This is a genomic window from Nocardia sp., assembly GCF_025465275.1.
Classification (GTDB): Bacteria; Actinomycetota; Actinomycetes; order Mycobacteriales; family Mycobacteriaceae; genus Nocardia.
Map to the genome: position 1 here is coordinate 12,603 of NZ_JAODNK010000164.1, position 19,164 is coordinate 31,766.

The following is a 19,164-nucleotide window of genomic DNA, read 5'->3' on the forward strand; positions in this document are numbered from 1 at the left end:
CCGGTGCGAATGAATGCGGTCGTCTCATTTTACGGATAAGACGAAGCCGCCACGCCACGCACCGGGCTGACGAGGCTTACGAATGTGCAGCCAGCACCACATCACTGATGCCGGTACCCAGCGCGACGGCGGTGCAGGTGGGCTGCACGGCATGCGCGGGATCGAGGACATTGAGCACCATCTGCTGCACATATGGGTCGTAGACCATGTGGAAGTGCCCGGTCAGATCGGTCGAGCACATATCCTGCAGCACCAGATTGGTGGCGCCCTCGCCATGTAGCGCGATATTCGCGAACGGCTGGATCATCTCGTCCACGCGGCTGCCGATTGTCGTGTATCGCACACCGGGGACGGTGTCACCGCCCGCATTGAGATCCTTGATGAACGGCGAGCCGGCCGCCTGCTGGATCGCGGCGAGCGAGGTGGCCTGCTGCACGACCTCATAGAGCACCGGGGCTCTATCGGCCACCGGCACGAGCCCGTACATGATGCCGCCGTAACTGGGCGAGGCCATGCCGACCCACTGGCCGACCTTGGGCGCACCGCCGAGCTTGTTGATGTAGTAGCGCGTGACGCTGGCGCCCTGCGAGAAACCGACCATATCGACCTGTGCGGCGCCGGTCGCGGCGAGCACCTGATCGACGAAATCGCCGATTTGCGCGGAACTTTCCCAGACGTCCTCGGTGCCGAAGCTGTCACCGCCGACCTTGCCGCCGTAGTTCACCGCGAAAACGCAGAAACCAGCCTGCGCGAGCACAGGACTCAGGGCTGACCAGTCGGAATAGGCCGAGGAGTCGGTGCCGTGCGCGAGCACGATCGGACGCGGGTGGTCGGCATTCGGCTTGCAGCCGAAGTCATTCGACCCGGCCGGCGCCGCGTCCGGATGGTCTTTGAGATACCGGGCCGCTCCCAGATGTTCGGTCTGCGGCGGCCCGGCTTCGCTGGGTACCTCGATCGGTCGTAGCGCGGGCGCGGCGGCGGCCACCCCGGTTTCCCACGGTGTCGCGCCGACACCCGCGATAATCCCCAGCATCATGACCCCGACCGGTGCGACGCTGCGCAACAGCGGCTTTCGCATCCGACTCGACCGTATTCCCATAGAGGAATGATCTCTTGTGAAGAGTCACAACGCACACCAAGTCGCGGTGTTGCGCACCCACTACTTTTCGGGTGTGTCGTCTTCGGCGAGGATCCGGTAGAGAGACCGGCGTGCCTCGGTGAGAATCTCGGCGGCCTTGGCCGCCTGCTCGGGCGTGCCGACGGAAGCGACCTGCGCGACCGCACCCATCAGCTGACCGATCAGTCCCCGGAGATCGAGTGCCTGATCGCCGACGCCGTCCTTGACGTCCTGCCAGGGATCGCCCAGTTCGGTGCGGTTCTCTTCGAGGTAGGCAGTGCCTGCCTCGGTGAGCTTGGCGGTCTTGCGACCGGCCACCTTCTCGATAATGACCAGACCCTCGTCCTCGAGCTGCGACAGCGCGGGGTAGATGGAGCCCGGGCTGGGACGCCAGACGTCCTGGCTACGCTCGCGGATCTGCTGGATCAGCTCGTAGCCGTGCATCGGCCGGTCCTCCAGTAGCAGGAGGATGGCCGCGCGCACATCGCCACGACGTCCGCGGCCACCGCGACCACGTCCGCGGCCGAAACCGCCGGGACCGAAGCCACCCGGGCCGCCGAAGCCGCCGGGACCGAAGTCCGGACCGAAGCCACGACCGTGGCCGTGCCGGTGCGGGCCGTGCTCGCCCCGGGGACCGCGTTCACCGAACGGGCCGCCGCCACCACGTCGCATCCGCGGATGTTCGGGGCCTTGCTGCTCTTCCGAGCGCAGTCGCCGCCAGGGCCCGCGGCCCCTGTTGTCAAAGTTCTCCATGTTTTCCATGGTGTGCTCCTAAAGGTTCGTCGTTGTACTTGACATTATCGACGATATATCGGCGATCCATCTAGAGCAAGTGTGTCGTGAGACACAAACCTGCCAGTCGGGATCTTTAGGAGGGTAGGGAGGTCAATCCGCGCTCGACGAGGATGTCACGCAGGGCCGTCCGGCGATCCGCCGTGGAAATCGGCTCGACCAGGGCGAATTCACAGCCGAGCGCTGTCGCGCCGCCGTCCGCCTCGACACTGTCGCCGATCATCAGGGCGTTCTCGGCCGCCACGTCGAGCGCCGCGAGCGCGGATTCGAAGATGCGCGGATCGGGCTTCATGGCGCCGATTTCGAAGGAGAGGGCGAAATCGCCGATATATCGATCCCAGCCGCGGCTCGCGAAGGCCGGGCGGATGTCCCAGGCGATATTGCTGACCACGGCCACCGGCACACCGCGTTCGTGCAGCGCCTGGAATACCTCGCCCGCGTCGGGGTACGGCGTCCACGCCTGCGAGTCGAGCATGCGCTCGTAGAGTTGTTTGGCCGGCGCCTCGGGCACGCCGGAGCGCTCGAGCACCTGCAGGTACGCGATGCGGTGCAGGTCCGGATCGAGATCCCTTCGGTCCCAGGCATATTGACCCGACTCGTCGAAGTCGACGAACTGCTCCACCGGTGCCGTCATGGCGCGCATGATCGCGGCGACCTCGTGGGCGTCGAGCGGCCTGCCGTCCGCGTCGGTCAGATCTATTGCCCAGAGTTCCGATTCCTCCAATCGGAAAACCGTGCCGGAGAAGTCGAAGAGAACCGCCTCGATCGCCATATCGCCAGACTACACAGCGTATTTCCAGCTACTTTTGTGCCGAAAACCACTCCTCAGCTTGTCTGAGGAGTTGCTATCGTGGGCGTATGAACGACTCCCCGGTGCTCCAGGTTGATGCGGTCGATGTCGTACGGGACGGAAACCCTATCCTGCAAGCGGTTTCGCTCACGGTCCGGGCGGGCGAGCACTGGGCGCTACTGGGGCCGAACGGCGCGGGCAAGACCACCCTGCTGCGCATGCTCGGGGCCTTCGAACATCCCACCCACGGCACGGTCGAGGTGCTGGGCAAACGACTCGGTCGCGTCGATATGCGCGAATTGCGCACCGCCATCGGGCATGTCGACCCACGCCATACGCCGCGCAGCCCGCTCACGGTGCACGAGGTCGTGCTCACCGGGATCACCAATACCGCCGAGCTGGTGCCACGCTGGCAGCCCACCGCCGATCAGCTCGCCGAGGCCGGGCGATTGATCGACCTGCTCGGGTTGTCGCATCGCCACGATGCGCCGTGGCCGATCCTGTCGCAGGGTCAGCGCGGGCGCGCGCTCATTGCCCGCGCGCTCATGCCCAATCCGCGCCTGCTACTGCTCGACGAACCGGCGACCGGCCTGGATCTCGCTGGGCGCGAACAACTTCTGGAACGCCTGGACGTGCTGCAGCGTGCGCATCCGGGCCGGGCGTCGGTGCTGGTGACACACCATCTCGAGGAGCTGCCCCCGGGCACCACACACGCCATGCTGCTCCGCGACGGACAAGCGCTGGTGAGCGGAACCGTCGATGAGGTGGTGACCACCGAACACATCAGCGCGGCCTTCGATCACCCGGTGCGGATCGTGCGTGACGACGGCCGCTGGAGTGTGCGCGCGGCTCAGCCGGCGCACCACTGAGCGGCGCTCAGGCCAGCGAATCGATCCAGCGCTGCAGTCGCAGCCCTTCCGTCGCCATCATGTCCGGATCACGGAAGGTATTGGTGAGCAGGGAGATTCCCTGATATGAGGCCAGTAGTGCGACCGCCAGCTCCCGGGCATCCGCACGCCCCATGGCCGCGAACTGCTGCTCGATCCAGGTGAGCAACTCCCCCATCACCGCCGCCATTTCCCGATCGAGGCCGTCGGTGCGCTTGTCCAGCTCGGTCGCGAGAGTGCCCGACGGGCAGCCGAATCGGGCGGCCAGGTCGCGTTGCCCGACCCACCCCTCGACCAAAGCCCTGAGGCGCTCGGCCGGCGTGGCCACCTGTTCCAGCGCCGGGAGGATCTCGTGCAGGCTGCGCGCGTGCGCGCCGATCGCCGCCTGGACCAGCTGATCCTTGGTCTTGAAGTAGTAGTAGACGTTCCCGACGGGAACCTCCGCGACCCGGGCGATATCGGCGATGGTGGTCTTCTCCACGCCCTGCTCGTGGAAGACCTTGGCGGCCGCATCGGCCAGCCGCTCCCGCTTCCCCGCTCCGCGAGCCACTGAGTTAGTCATACAACTAACTATAGACAACCGGCCGGAAGATGGTTTATGGTTCGGGTTAGTCAGTCAACTAACTCAGGAGTGCAGATGATCGTGGTTACCGGCGCAACAGGCAATGTCGGCAGTGTTGTGGTGCGGCTCCTCGCCGAAGCGGGCGAGAAGGTTGTCGCCGTATCACGGGGTGAGAAGCCGGTCGAACTGCCGGAGGGCGTGGAACACCGCCGCGGCGATGTGGGCGATCTCGACAGCCTCGCCGAGGCGGTGGCGGGGGCGGATACGCTGTTCCTGCTCATTACCGGCGACCAGCTGGTCAGCGGGCCCGACCCGAAGGAACTGCTCGAAACCGTTGCCGCACAGGGGGTCCGGCGAGTGGTATTCCTCTCGTCCCAGGGCGCGGTGACCCGGCCCGAGGGCAACGGCTACGCCCGGACGATCGCCTTCGAAAAGGCCCTGGCCGCCTCCGATCTGGAGTGGACCGCGGTGCGCCCCGGCGGATTCGCCAGCAATACCTTCGCCTGGATCGAACCGATTCGCACCGAGCGGATGGTTCCGGCACCCTTCGGCGACATCGGGCTGCCGGTGGTGGCCCCGTTCGATATCGCCGCGGTAGTGGCGGCCACGCTTCGCGAGGACGGCCACCACGGGCAGGCGTATACGGTCACCGGGCCGGCGGTGGTGACTCCGCGCGAGCAGGCCGCAGCGCTTGCCGCAGCACTCGGCGAACCGCTGCGATTCGTCGAGCTGACACGTGACCAGGCACGGGTCAATATGCTCCGCTTCATGCCGGAATCGGTTGCGGATCACACGCTTTCGATCCTCGGCGAGCCGACTCCGGAGGAGCCGTTGATCAGCCCCGATGTCGAACGAGTGCTCGGCCGACCGGCGACCAGCTATGCCGACTGGGCGAAGTACGTCGTCGGAGCCTTCCGCTGAGTATGAAAACGACCGTTGCAGATTTAATACGCATGCGCTTATCGTCTTTATATGCGTATTAAATCTGCACCCTTCTCCGACGGCACCGTGCTGATGCCGTGGAGTCCCGGTCCGCACCACGACTTTTCCGGGGAGGTCTTCGTCAGCGTGACAGACTTCTTGGCGGAATCGGACGACGAGGCCCGCACTATCTACGAAACAGGCTTCGAACTGGGCCGCACCTGGCCGGTCATGCAGGGAGCGGTCGGACTCTGGCTGTGGGGCAGACCCGCCGAGCGACGCGGCGGATCCATCTCGGTGTGGGAGTCGGAGCAAGATATGCGGCGCTTCGTGCACTGGCCCGTGCACACCGAGATCGTGCGGACCTGGCGCGGACGGGTCGGCATCGGCACCGACTCGTGGCAGGCCGGGCGCTTCGATCCCGACGAAGTACTCACCCGCGCGGGCGACACCATCGAACAACCACACCGGAAGGCCGCATAATCTTGTCCGCATGACGACACACCGCCCGGATCTGGCAGCGATGATCGCGCCGCTCGCCCGTGCCCTGATGGCGGCCGAGCAGCCGGTCCTCGACGGGCACGGTCTGAGCATGTGGGCGTACATCGTGCTGCTGCACCTGGACGAGGGGCCCGCACGCGGACAGGGTGTGCTCGCGCAGGAGATCGGCGCGGACAAGACCCGCATCATCGCGGTGCTGGATGATCTTCAGGAGCGCGGCCTGATCGAACGCGACCCCGACCCCGCCGACCGCCGCGCCCGGGTGCTGACCTTGACTCCGGCGGGGCGGCGGCTCCGGGACGCCACCCAGGCCGATATTCAAGCCCGGGAGAACCGGCTCCTGGACAGACTGCCCAAGGCCGACCGGCAAGGATTCCTCAATGCCTTGATCACCCTGGCCGCCCTGCCGCGCCAGGAGATCACGGGCGACTGATACGGCGACCGACAGGAATTTTGCTGCAGTACAGCTGAATTCACGATGTCGTGAAGAATCACAGCGTCCAGGTTGCGCCGCGGTCAGCCGATATCGACGGGATCGATCTGGACACGTAGCGGCGCGTCCGACTTGTGGGTGCTCCGGACGGCCAGCGCCGCGGTCAGCGCACGCGCGAGCGCCGCGCCCGCCGAGCGATCGACACGCAGGATCATGCGCTCCACTTCGGGGGGATTGTCGCCCGAGGAGAAGGGCTTGCGAGCGCCGGGCGGCAGCGGCACCGGGCCGAGTACCTCGACCATATCGGGAAGCTTTGCCTCCGTGAGCAATTCGGCAATCGAATCGGTAGTGCCGTCGACCGCCGCCAGCCGCACCGAAGGCGGGAACCGCACCTCGGTGCGCTCGTCCAATTCGAATTGCGCGTGCCCCACCGGATCCCAGCGCAGCAGCGCCTGCACGGTCGAGATGGCGGGATCGGCCATGACAAGCACCTGACCACCGGTCCGCACCAGTGCCGCCGCGGACATCCACCGCCGCAACGCATCCTCCGCCGCCCGCAGATCCGCGCGGCCCAGCAGGGCCCAGCCGTCCAGCAGCAACGCCACCGCGTATCCACCGGGCACCACAGGCTCGGCGCCGATCGTGGACACCACCACCTGCGGCCCCTCCGGCACCGAATCCAGTACCGCCGCACCACCGGACCCGCGCACCGGCACTCCCGGGAACGCGCGCCCCAATTCCTCAGCCGTCCGAACCGCGCCGATCACCACGGCCCGCAGCGCACGCGAACCACAAGCGCCACAGCGGAATGCCGCCTCGGTAATGCCGCACCACCGGCAGGCCGGACTGTGCGCCATCTCCGCACCGCCACGCGGAACGCTCACGCCCATTGCCACACCGCGATCCACGAAGGGGGGACGAGCCGCCCCCGTGACCGGGGGCCGGCCACGCGCCCCGTCAACCCAGGCGCTCTGTTGTGTAGAACCGTCGTACCCTGCTCGCCCCGGAGCGCTCCCCGCTGCCGCACCGTCGTACGCCGCTCGCCCCCCCGCGCTCCCCGCTGCCGCGCCATCGTGCGGCGCTCGCCCGGGCGTGTTCCCCGCTGCCGCGCCGACACGCGCCGCTCGGCCCGGGGTGCTCCCCGCGGTGGTGTTGGCGCGCGAGGCCTCGGATGTCGTGTCCGGCAAAGCCAATGGGCCGTTGCAGTGCCGACAACGCGCGGGGGTACGGCATTTCGCGCAGGCCAGCGCGGGAATGTAGCCACGCCTGGGTACCTGCACCAGCACGGGCTCCCCCGCCGCGAGCGCCTTGCGTGCCGCCAGGAACGCGATGCCCGGAATACGAATGGCCCGCGCGATCGGGTCGCGCTCCAGCGCGGCGTCGCTGTCACCCGGGGCGCTGATGCGCGGCATCACCTGCCGGAGGACCCCGCGATCGGCGAGAAGGTCGTGGGCCCAACCGGATTCGACAATGGCCTGGATCTCGGCGGTCCGTGCGAAACCACCGGCGACGAAGGCCGCGCCGGTCTCGTGCGCGCGCAGCATCGCCACCTCCCGAGCATGCGGATACGGCGAGCGCGGTTCGGCGTAGGTGCCGTCGCCGTCGTCCCAGATGGCGATGAGACCCAGATTCTGCATGGGAGTGAAGACCGCGGCGCGAGTGCCGACCACAATGCGCGCAGTCCCTCGCAACGCCGCCAGCCAGCGGCGGTACCGCGCCGACGGCCCCAGTCCGGCGGCCAGACCTACGGCCGAATCTCCCACCAAGGCAATACATTCGGACAGTACGCGATCCAGGTCCCGCTGGTCGGGGACCATCAGGACAGCGCTGCGGCCGCTGCTCACGACCACCGCCGCGAGTTCGGCCAGCCGACGCGGCCAGTCCTCCCCCGGCAATGCCTGCCATGCTGCGCGGGGGCCCTGCCCCGCAGCCAGCGCGCCCAGAAACGACTGACCGTGCTCGTATTGGCTCCACACCGGGAAGTCGGACGGGATCGCCTGCGCCGGAACAGGCTTCGAGGCATCCGGATCAGCCGACGAGTCGGCCTCGGCAAGCTGCTCCGAATCTGCATCGTCGTCGGACTCGACCTCAGCCGAACCATGACCGTTGGAGTCTGCGGCCGGCGGGGCAGCTACCGCGGAGGCACCATCCGCCGCCGGAGTGTCGATCAGCTCTACCAGACCACGAGGCCCGTACGAATGGTGCGGCGAACCGACAATCGGTCCGTCCGAGACAGGAGCGGCCGCCGGTCGCTCATGTGACGCATCAGACATCGGCGAAACATCGTCTGCGTCAGGCTCATCGAGCATGACGGGCGCATTGCTCACCGATTCCGGCGCCGAGTCCGATGCGCGCCGTGCGGCGGCCTTGCGCGGCTTGGTGGCCTTGGTGGCCTTCTTCGAGCCGTTCTCGCCCTCGGCTTCGATCTTCGCGTGGCGAGGCGGGATCGCCAGCCGCAGCACATCGGCACGGGTGCCCGCGTAGCGCGCGGCCACGGCGGTGACCAGGCGCAGGATTTCCGGGGTGAGGACACGTTCACTGGACACAACACGTTCCAGGCGCACGAGTCTGCCTGTGTGGTCGGACTTTTCGAGACGTTCGAGGATATAGCCGTCGATCAGACGGCCGGAGAATCGCACTCGAACCCGAACGCCCGGCTGGGCGATCTCATCCAGCTCGGCGGGAACGAGGTAGTCGAAATCCCTATCGAGATGGGCCGGTTCCAGCAGCGGGAGCACCCGCGCGATGGGGTGCCCCGCCGCTGGTCCGGTGTGTGTCAATTACAGCCCGGCGGCGGCGCGCAACTTCTCCGCGCGGTCGGTGCGCTCCCAGGGCAGGTCCACGTCGGTGCGGCCGAAGTGGCCGTACGCGGCGGTGGCAGCATAGATCGGGCGCAGCAGGTCCAGGTCGCGAATGATGGCGCCCGGACGCAGGTCGAAGACCTCGGCGATGGCGGCCGAGATCTTTTCGGGGTCGATCTGCTCGGTGCCGAAGGTCTCGACGAACAGGCCGACGGGGGCGGCCTTGCCGATGGCATAGGCGACCTGAACCTCGACACGCTCGGACAGACCGGCGGCGACGACATTCTTGGCAACCCAGCGCATGGCGTAGGCGGCCGAGCGGTCGACCTTCGACGGATCCTTACCGGAGAAGGCGCCGCCACCGTGGCGGGCCATGCCGCCGTAGGTGTCGACGATGATCTTGCGACCGGTCAGGCCGGCGTCACCCATGGGGCCACCGAGCACGAACTTGCCGGTGGGGTTGACCAGCAGCCGAATGTTGGAGGTGTCCAACGGATTCGGCAGCTTCAGCTCGGCGAGCACCGAGTCGACGACCTTCTCGCGAATGTCCGGGGTGAGCAGGTTGTCGAGATCGATATCGGCGGCGTGCTGGGTCGAGATGACGACCGTGTCCAGGCGCTTGGGGATATCACCCTCGTACTCGATGGTGACCTGGGTCTTGCCGTCGGGACGCAGGTACGGCAGCACGCCGGACTTGCGGACCTCGGTCAGGCGACGCGAAAGCTTGTGCGCCAGCGAGATCGGCAGCGGCATGAGCTCCGGGGTCTCGATGGTGGCGTAGCCGAACATCAGACCCTGATCGCCCGCACCCTGGCGCGCGATCGCATCGTCCTCGCCGCCGACGCGGGCCTCGTGCGAGGTGTCCACGCCCTGTGCGATATCCGGCGACTGCGCACCGATGGCGACGTTCACGCCACAGGAGGAGCCGTCGAAACCCTTTGCGGAGGAGTCGTATCCGATCTCCAGGATCTTTTCGCGGACGATCGTCGGGATGTCCACGTATGCGGTGGTGCTGACCTCACCGGCCACGTGCACCTGACCGGTGGTCACCAGCGTCTCCACCGCCACCCGGCTCCGCGGATCGGCCGCGAGCAACGCGTCGAGGATGGAATCGCTGATGGCATCACAGATCTTGTCCGGGTGACCCTCCGTCACGGACTCACTGGTGAATAGGCGGCTGCCAGTCGTGCGCACAGTTGTTCCCTCTCCCTCAACGGGTTTCTCGTATCGGCCTGCGACAGTAGCGCGTCCCCGCTACCGCACAACCCTTTGTCTCAGGTTATTCCAAACCACCGACTGCCGGGGAACGACGTCCCCAGATGGCCAATATTGTGGCTCAGACAGTTGCCCGCCGGAGCCCGCAGCCCGCCCTGTCGGTGTGTCGCCTTCGATGTTGCGCAGCGCGGCGCTCAGCGCAGCAGCGGACCGAGCGAATCGAGCACCCGGCTCGCCAGCAACGCCTTGGACCCGTGGTCCAGTGCGATCTCGGTGCCGTCGGCGCCGAGTAGCCAGCCGTCGTTGTGGTCGACCTCGAAGGCCTTGCCCTCGCCGACCGCATTGACCACCAACAGATCACAGCCCTTGCGAACCAGTTTGGCCCGGGCGTGGGTGAGCACGTCGGCGTGCTCGTCACCGGTCTCGGCGGCGAAGCCGACGATCGCGGTGCCCGCCAGCAGCCCGTCGCGACGGGACTGCACCAGACCCGCGAGAATGTCCGGGGTCTTGGTCAATTCGATCGAATTCGGTTCGTCCGCACCCTTTTTGATCTTCGCGGCAGCAACGTTCACGGGCCGGAAATCGGCCACCGCGGCAGCCATGATCACCGCGTCCGCGCCGATGGCGTGCTTGTCGACCGCCACCTTCAACTGCTCGGCGGTGGTCACGTGCACAACCTCGACCGAAGCCGGGGGTGCCAGGCCGATGGTGTTGCCCGCGATGAGCGTCACATGCGCGCCGCGCTGAGCGGCAACCCGGGCGATCGCGTAGCCCTGCTTGCCGGAACTGCGATTGCCGAGGAACCGCACCGGATCCAGGGGCTCACGCGTGCCGCCCGCCGAAACGATGACGCGACGGCCTTCGAGATCCCGCGGGATCGCGTCGGTGCGCTCGAGCAGCAGCGAGGCGAAACTGAAGATCTCCTCCGGCTCCGGCAAACGGCCTGCGCCGGTATCGGATCCGGTGAGCCGCCCGTGTGCCGGCTCCATGACCATCGCGCCGCGGGCGCGCAGTGTCGCCACATTCGCGATCGTCGCGGGGTGCTCCCACATTTCTGTGTGCATCGCGGGCGCGAAGAGGATGGGACATCGGGCGGTGAGAAGTGTGGCGGTCAGTAGATCGTCCGCGCGGCCGGCAGCGGCACGCGCCATGAGATCCGCTGTCGCGGGAGCGATGACCATCAGCTCGGCCTCCTGGCCGAGTCGCACATGCGGCACCTCGGGCACATCGGCGAAAACACCGGTGTGCACGGGATGACCGGACAGCGCCTCGAACGTGGCCTTGCCGATGAAGTTCAATGCCGACTCGGTGGGAATTACGCGAACCTCGTGCCCGGTTTCGGTGAACCGGCGCACGAGGGCGCAACTCTTGTATGCGGCGATACCGCCGCCGACACCGACGATGACCCGGGTCACCGCATGCCCCGGGTGAATTCTGTCGTCACTACGCCTCCAGCGCCGTAGTAGAGATGCCTGCTTTTTTGCCGCTACGCCGGGGGCTTATTCGCCCTCGGTGTGCTCCAGCAGGTCGGCGTGGATCTCGCGCATGGCCACCGACAGCGGCTTCTCCTGCAGACCCGGCTCGACCAGCGGGCCGACGTATTCGAGAATGCCGTCGCCGAGCTGGTTGTAGTAGTCGTTGATCTGCCGGGCCCGCTTGGCTGCGTAGATGACCAGCGCGTACTTCGACGAGGTCCGCTCCAGCAGTTCATCGATCGGCGGGTTGGTGAGGCCGATCGGAGTGTCGTAGATGGCCGCGGTCTTCATTTCAGTACTCACTAGGAAGGCTCCTGCGGGGTTGTTCGAGAGGTGGAGCCGGCTCACTTCGAAGATGAGCCGGTCGATATACGAGGACTACCTCGAAATTGTGCTAACGAACAAGGATACCAACTGCTCACAGGCAGTCGTCACCTCGTCGTTCACTATGACGGTGTCGAACTCGTCACAGGCCGCCAATTCTGTCCTGGCGGTTTGCAGCCTTCGCTCTATGACCTCGGGCGATTCAGTGCCTCGCGAGGTGAGCCGGGAGACCAGTTCCTCCCAGCTGGGCGGTGCCAGGAAGACCAGATTGGCCTCCGGCATCGCCGTGCGGATCGAGCGCGCCCCCTCGAGGTCCACCTCGATCAGCACCGGGTGTCCGGTCGCGAGCGCTTCGCGCACAGGTGCGGCCGGGGTTCCCGACCGCTGCAGTCCACCGTGGATATCGGCCCATTCGAGGAGTTCGTCCGCCGCGATCAGCAGGTCGAATTCCTCATGGGAGACGAATCGGTAGTCGCGACCGTCGACCTCTCCGGGCCTGGGGGCCCGGGTGGTGGCCGACACACTGAATACCAATTCGGGCAGTCGTTCGCGCACGCAGCGCACGACAGTGGACTTACCGACGGCCGAGGGGCCGACCAGGACTACCAGCCGACCCTTCCGAGTGTGTTCGACCACCCTCGGATTATTCCGCGGTGAAGTCGAACCGGGCCAGCAGCGCCTTACGCTGCCGATCGCCCAGTCCGCGCAGTCGGCGGGTAGGAGCAATTTCCAGTTCGCTCATGATCTCGGCAGCCTTGACCTTGCCAACCTTCGGCAGGGCCTCGAGCAGCGCTGAAACCTTCATCTTGCCGAGAACTTCGTCCTTCTCGGCATCAGCAAGGACCGTCTTCAGATCGGTACCGCCACGCTTCAGGCGCTCCTTGAGCTCCGCCCGAATGCGCCGGGCGGCAGCCGCCTTCTCCAAAGCAGCGGCGCGCTGCTCGTCAGTCAGCTGGGGAAGGGCCACGGTTCCTCCGTCTCGTCGTTCATTGCTTGTACTCCCGCCGTTCGAACCGGCGGTCTCAGCGACCGTACCCACGACGCTTGGCGATTGCGAACCCACCCCCCAGGTCAGCGCGTGATTCCGAGCACGACCGGGTGGAATGCACATCGGCGTGGGCCCTCGTGCACCGGCTGCCACACCCCGATGGCCGGGTTGGCGAATCCCCTTGTCATCAGCGGTTTTTCGGCCCCCGGAAGGACCCGCGAACCCGGTACCGAATGTCCGATTCAGACCGTGACCGAGCTGTAATCATCCGACCTGGAACTTTCTCGATTTTCCCGGCGTGTCGCACGATTCCGCACCGCGTGTCGCGCATCACCCGACACATTCGAACACCGTTCGAAGACTCGATTCCGCCGCAGGTCCAGACCCCGGATGCCGCCCCGATGACATGTCCTGCCCCCTGGCGCGGCCGCAGACGGGTTAAACCTCACCGATGTGACTTCCCGGGCGTTTCACCCACCGCGTCCAGCCAGGCGGGCGATCAGGCAAGCGCTCGGTCAATCGTCGTACTGGCAGAGCTCGATCAGCGTGCCTTCCGGGGCGCGCAGATGCGCCACGCGCGTGCCCCACGCGGGCTGATCGGCCGGCGCGGTGGTGAGTCGCGCGCCACGAGACTCGGCGACCTTCGCGGCGGCGTCGACGTCGGTGACGCGCAGCACCACCACCACGGTGTCGACGCCGTCGCGCGGCCGGTGCTCGGCACCGACAGCAGCGTCCATGTAGGCGCGAGTGAACAAGGCCAGATCGGCATCACCTGCGACAAAGCAGGCGTAGGGACCGGCCTCCGGTTCCGGGGCGCCCGGCTCGTGGTGTTTGAGCAGCAAGCCGAGAATGTCGCGGTAGAAGCGATAGCTTTCCGCGAAATCGTCTACCAGCACACGGGTTTGACCGTAGGAGAGCAGGCCCAGGTCGGCACCGGACATGAAGAATCCACCTTTCACTACGAGTGATTCTCGAAAACTGTAGTGAAAGGCAGCGAATTCAGCGGGTCGGCCAGACGGCCTTCAGCCGTAGGGCGGCTTCGGAGGCTTGCCGGACGCCCGCTTCGTACGCGGGCACCAGCGCCGCGATATTGAACAGATCCGAGCCGAAGGCGGTGATGGCGTCGGCATCGGGAATGATGGACAGCGTTGTGGCACCGCCCAATTCGCTGTCGGACGGGGAATGCGGGAACAGATGCGCGAGCGGTTCGATGATGACGATCAGCTCAGCGCCGGCGGCCAGATCAGCATTGATGGGTGAGCGCAGGCCGCCGTCGATGTAGTGGTGGCCGCCGACCGGGACCGGAGGGAAGACACCGGGAACCGCGGTGCTGGAGCCCAGCGCCTCGGGGAGCGAGGCCGCGCCGGTACGGGTCCAGGTCTGGAGCTCACCGGTGGTGGTGTCGAGGGCCGTGACGATCAAATCGGCGTCGGGCCAGTCGGACACACCCGCGAGGTCACTGATCCTGGCAATGTGGTCGGCCGGATCCCCCACCTGCAACTCCAGCGCACGGGCGCCGATGCGCTGGATCACTTCGGCCCGACTGAGTCCCGGGGTCGCCGCAAGCGTCATGATCTCGGTGAAAGCGTCCAGATTCGGCTGCGCCTGTGTCGTATCCGGCCGTGGCCGATTGTCCAGGCTCGGCAGCTCAGCACCGCCCGCGAGCATGGCGCCCACCACCGCACCGGCCGAGGTGCCGACGAACCGATCGGCCAGCGCCAGATCTATGCCCGCCGCACGCAAACCCGCTGCCAGACCGACCATCCAGAAGATGCCGACAGCGCCGCCACCTCCCAGTACGAGTGCATGGCGAATTCCATTGGGCGACACTGCGTCAGGCATGTCCCCACTGTACCGAAGCGGCCCGGTACGGCACGGAGGGAATCCGTGCCGTACCGGGCCCGCCGGTCGATCAGCGCTGCAGGAAGGCGAATTCGTCGGCCAGTTCGGCCACGCGCGCTTGCAGTGCGGTGACCGACGGGCCGGACTTGAGGACCTCGCGGGAGACGTTCGGCAGTACCGCGCCGAGATCACCTGCGGGGACCAGATTGCGGATGGAGTCCGCTCCCCCGCCCTGCGCACCCACACCCGGCATGAGGATGGGGCCGTTGAGGGCGGACAGGTCCGGGGCCTCGGTGAGGGTGGCGCCGATGACCACACCGACGGAACCGAATTCCGCGCCCACATTGGCGGCGGCCGCATCGTCGACCATGCGCTGGGCGATGGTGCGACCGTCGGGGCCGGTGATGCGCTGCAGCTCCGCACCTTCCGGATTGGAGGTGGCAGCGAGCACGAACACACCGCGATCGTTCGCCTTCGCCAGCTCCAGCGCCGGTGCGAGGGAACCGAATCCGAGGTACGGCGATACCGTCACCGCATCGGTGCCGAGCGGTCCGTCACCGAGCCAGGCGTGCGCGTACGCGTCCATTGTCGAACCGATATCGCCGCGCTTGGCATCGGCGAGCACCATGGTGCCCGCCGCGCGGAGGGCGGCAATCGCGTTCTCCAGGACCGCGATTCCGCCGGAACCGTAGGTTTCGAAGAACGCCACCTGCGGTTTGACCAGGGCCACCCGGCCGGCGAAGGCCTCGACGCACGCGTCGGTGAACTTCGCCAGGCCGTCGGTGTCCTCGGTCAGGCCCCAGGCCCGCAGCAGCGGCGGGTGCGGGTCGATGCCCACACACACCGGTCCGTGCTTGTGCATCGCATCCCGCAGCCGCACACCGAATGTCGTCATCGGATCAGCCCCGGAGGGTGGCGTGGAGCTCCTGCAGGGACCGCACGCCGATGCCGCCGTTGATGGTGGCCTCGATGCCCTGTACGGCCGCGGCCGCACCCTGCACCGTGGTGATGCACGGGATATTCGCGCTCACCGCGGCGGTGCGGATCTCGTAACCGTCCACGCGCGGACCGTTATTGCCGTACGGGGTGTTGAAGACGATATCGACGTCGCCGTCCTTGATCATGTCCACAATGCTGGGCTGATCGGTCTTCTCGTCCGAGTGCTTACGCACCTCTTCGCACGGAATACCGTTGCGCCGCAGCATTTCCGCGGTGCCCTCGGTGGCCAGGATGCGGAACCCGAGGTCGTGCAGGCGCTTGACCGGGAACACCATGGCCCGCTTGTCGCGGTTGGCGATCGAGACGAAGGCAGCGCCCTCGGTCGGCAGCGAACCGTAGGAAGCGGTCTGCGACTTGGCGTATGCCGTACCGATGTCGTCGTCGATGCCCATGACCTCACCGGTGGACTTCATCTCCGGCGAGAGCAGCGAATCGATGCCGCTGCCGTCGGGCCGCTTGAAGCGGTGGAACGGCAGCACGGCCTCCTTGACCGCGACCGGAGCGTCCATCGGCACGGTGCCACCGTCGCCCTCGGCCGGGAGCAGGCCCTCCTTGCGGAGTTCGGCAATGGTGGCGCCCAGCGCGATCCGCGCCGCGGCCTTGGCCAGCGGCACCGCGGTGGCCTTGGAGACGAACGGCACGGTGCGGCTGGCGCGCGGGTTGGCCTCGAGGACGTAGAGCACATCGTCCTTGAGCGCGTACTGCACGTTCAGCAGGCCCTTGACGCCGATACCGTGCGCGAGCGCGGTGGTGGAGCGGCGCACTGCCTCGATATCGCTGCGGCCCAGGGTGATCGGGGGCAGGGCGCACGCCGAGTCACCGGAGTGGATGCCGGCCTCCTCGATGTGTTCCATGACGCCGCCCAGGTAGACCTCTTCGCCGTCACACAGGGCGTCGACGTCGATTTCGATGGCATCTTCCAGGAACCGGTCGATGAGCACCGGGCGGTTCGGGCTGATGTCGGTGGCGCGGGAGATGTAGCCCTCGAGGGTGGCCTCGTCGTAGACGATCTCCATGCCGCGGCCGCCCAGCACGTAGGACGGGCGCACCAGCACGGGGTAGCCGATCTCGGCGGCGATCTTCTTGGCCTGCGGGAATGTGGTGGCGGTGCCGTACTTCGGGGCCGGAAGACCCGCTGCGACAAGCACATCACCGAATTCGGCGCGGTCCTCGGCCAGGTCGATGGCGGCCGCGGAGGTGCCGACCACGGGCACGCCCGCATCGGTCAGCTTCTGCGCCAGACCCAGCGGGGTCTGGCCGCCGAGCTGGCAGATGACGCCCACGACGGTGCCGGATTCGGTCTCCGCGTGGTACACCTCGAGCACGTCTTCGAAGGTCAGCGGCTCGAAGTACAGGCGGTCGGCGGTGTCGTAGTCGGTGGAGACGGTCTCCGGGTTGCAGTTGACCATGACGGTCTCGTACCCGGCCTCCGACAGCGTCTGCGCGGCATGCACACAGCTGTAGTCGAATTCGATGCCCTGACCGATGCGGTTCGGGCCCGAACCCAGGATGAGCACCTTGCCGCGCTCACGCTGCGGGGCGACCTCGGACTCGGCGGCGGGATCGAGCTCGTAGGCCGAATAGTGGTACGGCGTCTTGGCCTCGAACTCGGCGGCGCAGGTGTCGACGGTCTTGAACACCGGGCGAATGTGCAGGCGGTGCCGCAGCGTGCGCACGCCGTCCTCACCCGCGAGTTCCGGTCGCAGCGCAGAGATCTGGCGATCGGACAGGCCGTAGTGCTTGGCGCGGCGCAGCAGCGCCTCGTCGAGTACAGGGGCGTCGATGATCTCCTGGCGCAGCTCGACCAGTGCGGCGACCTCGGCCACGAACCACGGGTCGATGCCCGAGGCCTTGGCGGTCTCCTCGATGCTCGCGCCCAGGCGCAGTGCCCGCTCCACCTGGTAGATGCGGCCCTCGGTCGGAGTCCGCAGATCCTCGAGGATGGCGGCGACATCGGCCCACTCGCCGTCCGGCTGCGTCCAGAAGCCGGTGGCCTTGGTCTCGAGCGACCGCAGCACCTTGCCCAGCGCCTCGGAGAAGTTGCGGCCCAGCGACATTGCCTCGCCGACCGACTTCATGGTGGTAGTCAGCGTCGGGTCGGCGCCCGGGAACTTCTCGAACGCGAATCGCGGAGCCTTGACAACCACATAGTCGAGCGTGGGCTCGAAGCAGGCCGGGGTTTCCTTGGTGATGTCGTTGACGATCTCGTCCAGGGTGTAGCCGATGGCCAGCTTGGCGGCGATCTTCGCGATCGGGAAGCCGGTCGCCTTGGAGGCCAGCGCCGACGAGCGCGACACCCGCGGGTTCATCTCGATGACGATGAGACGGCCGTCGGCCGGGTCCACCGCGAACTGGATATTGCAGCCGCCGGTGTCCACGCCGACCTCGCGCAGAATATCGATGCCGAGATCGCGCATCTTCTGGTACTCGCGGTCGGTGAGGGTCATGGCCGGGGCGACGGTCATCGAGTCACCGGTGTGCACGCCCATCGGGTCGACGTTCTCGATCGAGCAGACGATCACCACATTGTCGCGGCGGTCGCGCATGAGCTCGAGCTCGAATTCCTTCCAGCCCAGAATGGATTCCTCGATGAGCACGTTCGCGGTCGGCGAGGCCGCGAGGCCGCCACCGGCGATGCGATCGAGATCCGTGTGGTTGTAGGCCATGCCGGAGCCCAGGCCGCCCATGGTGAAGGACGGGCGCACGACCACCGGGAAGCCCAGTTCCGCAACGGTTTCGCGGACTTCGTCCATGGTGTAGCAGACCTTGGAGCGAGCGCTCTCGCCGCCGACCTTGGCGACGATGTCCTTGAACTTCTGCCGATCCTCACCGCGCTGGATGGCTTCGAAGTCCGCGCCGATCAGCTCGACGTTGTACTTCTCCAGAATGCCGTTCTCGTGCAGGTCGACAGCGCAATTGAGCGCGGTCTGGCCGCCCAGGGTCGCGAGGATCGCGTCGGGGCGCTCCTTGGCGATGACCTTCTCGACGTACTCCCAGGTGATCGGCTCCACATAGGTGGCGTCCGCGTACTCCGGGTCGGTCATGATGGTCGCCGGGTTCGAGTTCACCAGCGAGACGCGCAGGCCCTCGGCCTTGAGGACACGGCATGCCTGGGTGCCGGAGTAGTCGAACTCGCAAGCCTGGCCGATGACGATCGGGCCCGAGCCGATCACCAGGATGTGATTGAGGTCGGTGCGGCGTGGCATCAGGCTCCTTCCATCAGCGTGGCAAAGCGATCGAACAGGTAGGCGGCGTCGTGCGGTCCGGCGGCGGCCTCGGGATGGTACTGCACCGAGAAGGCGCGCCCGCTGACCAGCTGAACACCTTCGACAACACCGTCATTGGCGCAGATGTGGCTGACTTCGGCCTTGCCGAACGGGGTGTCGAAGACCTCGCCGCGCTCGCCTTCGAGGGCGAAGCCGTGGTTCTGGGCGGTGATCGAGATGCGGCCCGTGTGGTGTTCGATGACCGGGACATTGATGCCGCGGTGGCCGAACTTCATCTTGTAGGTATTGCG

General features: G+C 66.9%; 19 protein-coding genes. 4 read left to right on the forward strand and 15 right to left on the reverse strand.

Going from position 1 to position 19,164, the window contains the following annotated elements:
• Positions 1–76: 76 nt before the first annotated feature.
• The 3 genes from JWN03_RS34720 to JWN03_RS34730 all read right to left on the reverse strand — a co-directional run bounded on the left by JWN03_RS34720 (position 77) and on the right by JWN03_RS34730 (position 2,681).
• On the reverse strand, positions 77–1,078 hold the full coding sequence (locus JWN03_RS34720; protein WP_441343119.1) for an esterase/lipase family protein: 1,002 nt from the start codon (positions 1,076–1,078) through the stop codon (positions 77–79).
• Positions 1,079–1,159: 81 nt separating this feature from the next.
• Positions 1,160–1,870 (reverse strand): PadR family transcriptional regulator, encoded by a 711-nt coding sequence (locus tag JWN03_RS34725; protein ID WP_297624030.1) that lies wholly within the window; start codon positions 1,868–1,870, stop codon positions 1,160–1,162.
• A gap of 115 nt (positions 1,871–1,985) precedes the next feature.
• Positions 1,986–2,681, reverse strand: coding sequence for an HAD family hydrolase (locus tag JWN03_RS34730; protein ID WP_297624033.1), 696 nt, complete (start codon positions 2,679–2,681; stop codon positions 1,986–1,988).
• Between the two features lie 86 nt (positions 2,682–2,767).
• Between JWN03_RS34730 and JWN03_RS34735 the strand changes: the two genes are divergently transcribed.
• Positions 2,768–3,568, forward strand: coding sequence for an ABC transporter ATP-binding protein (locus tag JWN03_RS34735; protein ID WP_297624036.1), 801 nt, complete (start codon positions 2,768–2,770; stop codon positions 3,566–3,568).
• Positions 3,569–3,575: 7 nt separating this feature from the next.
• On the opposite strand, the gene JWN03_RS34740 is transcribed toward JWN03_RS34735, so the two are convergent.
• Entirely contained in the window at positions 3,576–4,148 is a 573-nt protein-coding gene (locus JWN03_RS34740) for a TetR/AcrR family transcriptional regulator (RefSeq protein WP_297624039.1), read from the reverse strand.
• A gap of 75 nt (positions 4,149–4,223) precedes the next feature.
• On the opposite strand from JWN03_RS34740, the gene JWN03_RS34745 reads away from it, so the two are divergent.
• Genes JWN03_RS34745 through JWN03_RS34755 form a run of 3 tightly spaced genes read left to right on the forward strand, consistent with a single transcriptional unit; the run spans position 4,224 to position 6,003 of the window.
• Positions 4,224–5,069 carry an SDR family oxidoreductase gene (locus JWN03_RS34745; protein ID WP_297624042.1) on the forward strand — a complete coding sequence of 282 codons (846 nt, stop codon included), beginning with the start codon at positions 4,224–4,226 and terminating at the stop codon, positions 5,067–5,069.
• A gap of 51 nt (positions 5,070–5,120) precedes the next feature.
• Positions 5,121–5,552: a hypothetical protein gene (locus JWN03_RS34750; protein ID WP_297624045.1), complete on the forward strand. Its 432-nt coding sequence runs from the start codon at positions 5,121–5,123 to the stop codon at positions 5,550–5,552.
• 10 nt (positions 5,553–5,562) lie between these two features.
• Entirely contained in the window at positions 5,563–6,003 is a 441-nt protein-coding gene (locus tag JWN03_RS34755) for a MarR family winged helix-turn-helix transcriptional regulator (RefSeq protein WP_297624047.1), read from the forward strand.
• Between the two features lie 83 nt (positions 6,004–6,086).
• Here the strand turns inward: JWN03_RS34755 and JWN03_RS34760 are convergent, their stop codons facing one another.
• The 11 genes from JWN03_RS34760 to JWN03_RS34810 all read right to left on the reverse strand — a co-directional run.
• Positions 6,087–8,783 carry a primosomal protein N' gene (locus JWN03_RS34760; RefSeq protein ID WP_297624049.1) on the reverse strand — a complete coding sequence of 899 codons (2,697 nt, stop codon included), beginning with the start codon at positions 8,781–8,783 and terminating at the stop codon, positions 6,087–6,089.
• Positions 8,784–9,998 (reverse strand): methionine adenosyltransferase, encoded by a 1,215-nt coding sequence (gene metK, locus JWN03_RS34765; protein ID WP_297624052.1) that lies wholly within the window; start codon positions 9,996–9,998, stop codon positions 8,784–8,786.
• Positions 9,999–10,213: 215 nt separating this feature from the next.
• On the reverse strand, positions 10,214–11,434 hold the full coding sequence (gene coaBC / locus JWN03_RS34770; RefSeq protein ID WP_297624056.1) for a bifunctional phosphopantothenoylcysteine decarboxylase/phosphopantothenate--cysteine ligase CoaBC: 1,221 nt from the start codon (positions 11,432–11,434) through the stop codon (positions 10,214–10,216).
• A gap of 84 nt (positions 11,435–11,518) precedes the next feature.
• Positions 11,519–11,785: a DNA-directed RNA polymerase subunit omega gene (gene rpoZ / locus JWN03_RS34775; protein ID WP_297624082.1), complete on the reverse strand. Its 267-nt coding sequence runs from the start codon at positions 11,783–11,785 to the stop codon at positions 11,519–11,521.
• Between the two features lie 87 nt (positions 11,786–11,872).
• Positions 11,873–12,454, reverse strand: a complete 582-nt coding sequence (gmk, locus tag JWN03_RS34780; RefSeq protein WP_297624059.1) for a guanylate kinase — start codon at positions 12,452–12,454, stop codon at positions 11,873–11,875.
• A 7-nt stretch (positions 12,455–12,461) separates the two neighbouring features.
• Positions 12,462–12,785: an integration host factor, actinobacterial type gene (gene mihF, locus JWN03_RS34785; RefSeq protein WP_297624062.1), complete on the reverse strand. Its 324-nt coding sequence runs from the start codon at positions 12,783–12,785 to the stop codon at positions 12,462–12,464.
• A gap of 536 nt (positions 12,786–13,321) precedes the next feature.
• Positions 13,322–13,747, reverse strand: a complete 426-nt coding sequence (locus JWN03_RS34790) for a VOC family protein (RefSeq protein WP_297624064.1) — start codon at positions 13,745–13,747, stop codon at positions 13,322–13,324.
• A gap of 58 nt (positions 13,748–13,805) precedes the next feature.
• On the reverse strand, positions 13,806–14,648 hold the full coding sequence (locus JWN03_RS34795) for a patatin-like phospholipase family protein (RefSeq protein ID WP_297624067.1): 843 nt from the start codon (positions 14,646–14,648) through the stop codon (positions 13,806–13,808).
• A gap of 70 nt (positions 14,649–14,718) precedes the next feature.
• Positions 14,719–15,543: an orotidine-5'-phosphate decarboxylase gene (gene pyrF / locus JWN03_RS34800; RefSeq protein WP_297624070.1), complete on the reverse strand. Its 825-nt coding sequence runs from the start codon at positions 15,541–15,543 to the stop codon at positions 14,719–14,721.
• Positions 15,544–15,547: 4 nt separating this feature from the next.
• Positions 15,548–18,853, reverse strand: coding sequence for a carbamoyl-phosphate synthase large subunit (gene carB / locus JWN03_RS34805; RefSeq protein ID WP_297624073.1), 3,306 nt, complete (start codon positions 18,851–18,853; stop codon positions 15,548–15,550).
• The coding region (locus tag JWN03_RS34810) for a glutamine amidotransferase-related protein (protein ID WP_441343120.1) at positions 18,853–19,164 on the reverse strand (312 nt) is incomplete at its 5' end. The genes JWN03_RS34810 and carB, both read right to left, overlap by 1 nt.

Bases quoted from the DNA above. Each gene is read 5' to 3' on its own strand.
- JWN03_RS34725 (WP_297624030.1), bottom strand. From the start codon at position 1,870: ATGGAGAACTTTGACAACAGGGGCCGCGGGCCCTGGCGGCGACTGCGC.
- JWN03_RS34745 (WP_297624042.1), top strand. From the start codon at position 4,224: ATGATCGTGGTTACCGGCGCAACAGGCAATGTCGGCAGTGTTGTGGTG.
- JWN03_RS34755 (WP_297624047.1), top strand. From the start codon at position 5,563: ATGACGACACACCGCCCGGATCTGGCAGCGATGATCGCGCCGCTCGCC.
- rpoZ (WP_297624082.1), bottom strand. From the start codon at position 11,785: ATGAAGACCGCGGCCATCTACGACACTCCGATCGGCCTCACCAACCCG.
- JWN03_RS34750 (WP_297624045.1), top strand. From the start codon at position 5,121: ATGCGTATTAAATCTGCACCCTTCTCCGACGGCACCGTGCTGATGCCG.
- JWN03_RS34740 (WP_297624039.1), bottom strand. From the start codon at position 4,148: ATGACTAACTCAGTGGCTCGCGGAGCGGGGAAGCGGGAGCGGCTGGCC.
- JWN03_RS34720 (WP_441343119.1), bottom strand. From the start codon at position 1,078: ATGCGAAAGCCGCTGTTGCGCAGCGTCGCACCGGTCGGGGTCATGATG.
- JWN03_RS34730 (WP_297624033.1), bottom strand. From the start codon at position 2,681: ATGGCGATCGAGGCGGTTCTCTTCGACTTCTCCGGCACGGTTTTCCGA.
- JWN03_RS34795 (WP_297624067.1), bottom strand. From the start codon at position 14,648: ATGCCTGACGCAGTGTCGCCCAATGGAATTCGCCATGCACTCGTACTG.
- pyrF (WP_297624070.1), bottom strand. From the start codon at position 15,543: ATGACGACATTCGGTGTGCGGCTGCGGGATGCGATGCACAAGCACGGA.
- carB (WP_297624073.1), bottom strand. From the start codon at position 18,853: ATGCCACGCCGCACCGACCTCAATCACATCCTGGTGATCGGCTCGGGC.
- JWN03_RS34790 (WP_297624064.1), bottom strand. From the start codon at position 13,747: ATGTCCGGTGCCGACCTGGGCCTGCTCTCCTACGGTCAAACCCGTGTG.
- JWN03_RS34735 (WP_297624036.1), top strand. From the start codon at position 2,768: ATGAACGACTCCCCGGTGCTCCAGGTTGATGCGGTCGATGTCGTACGG.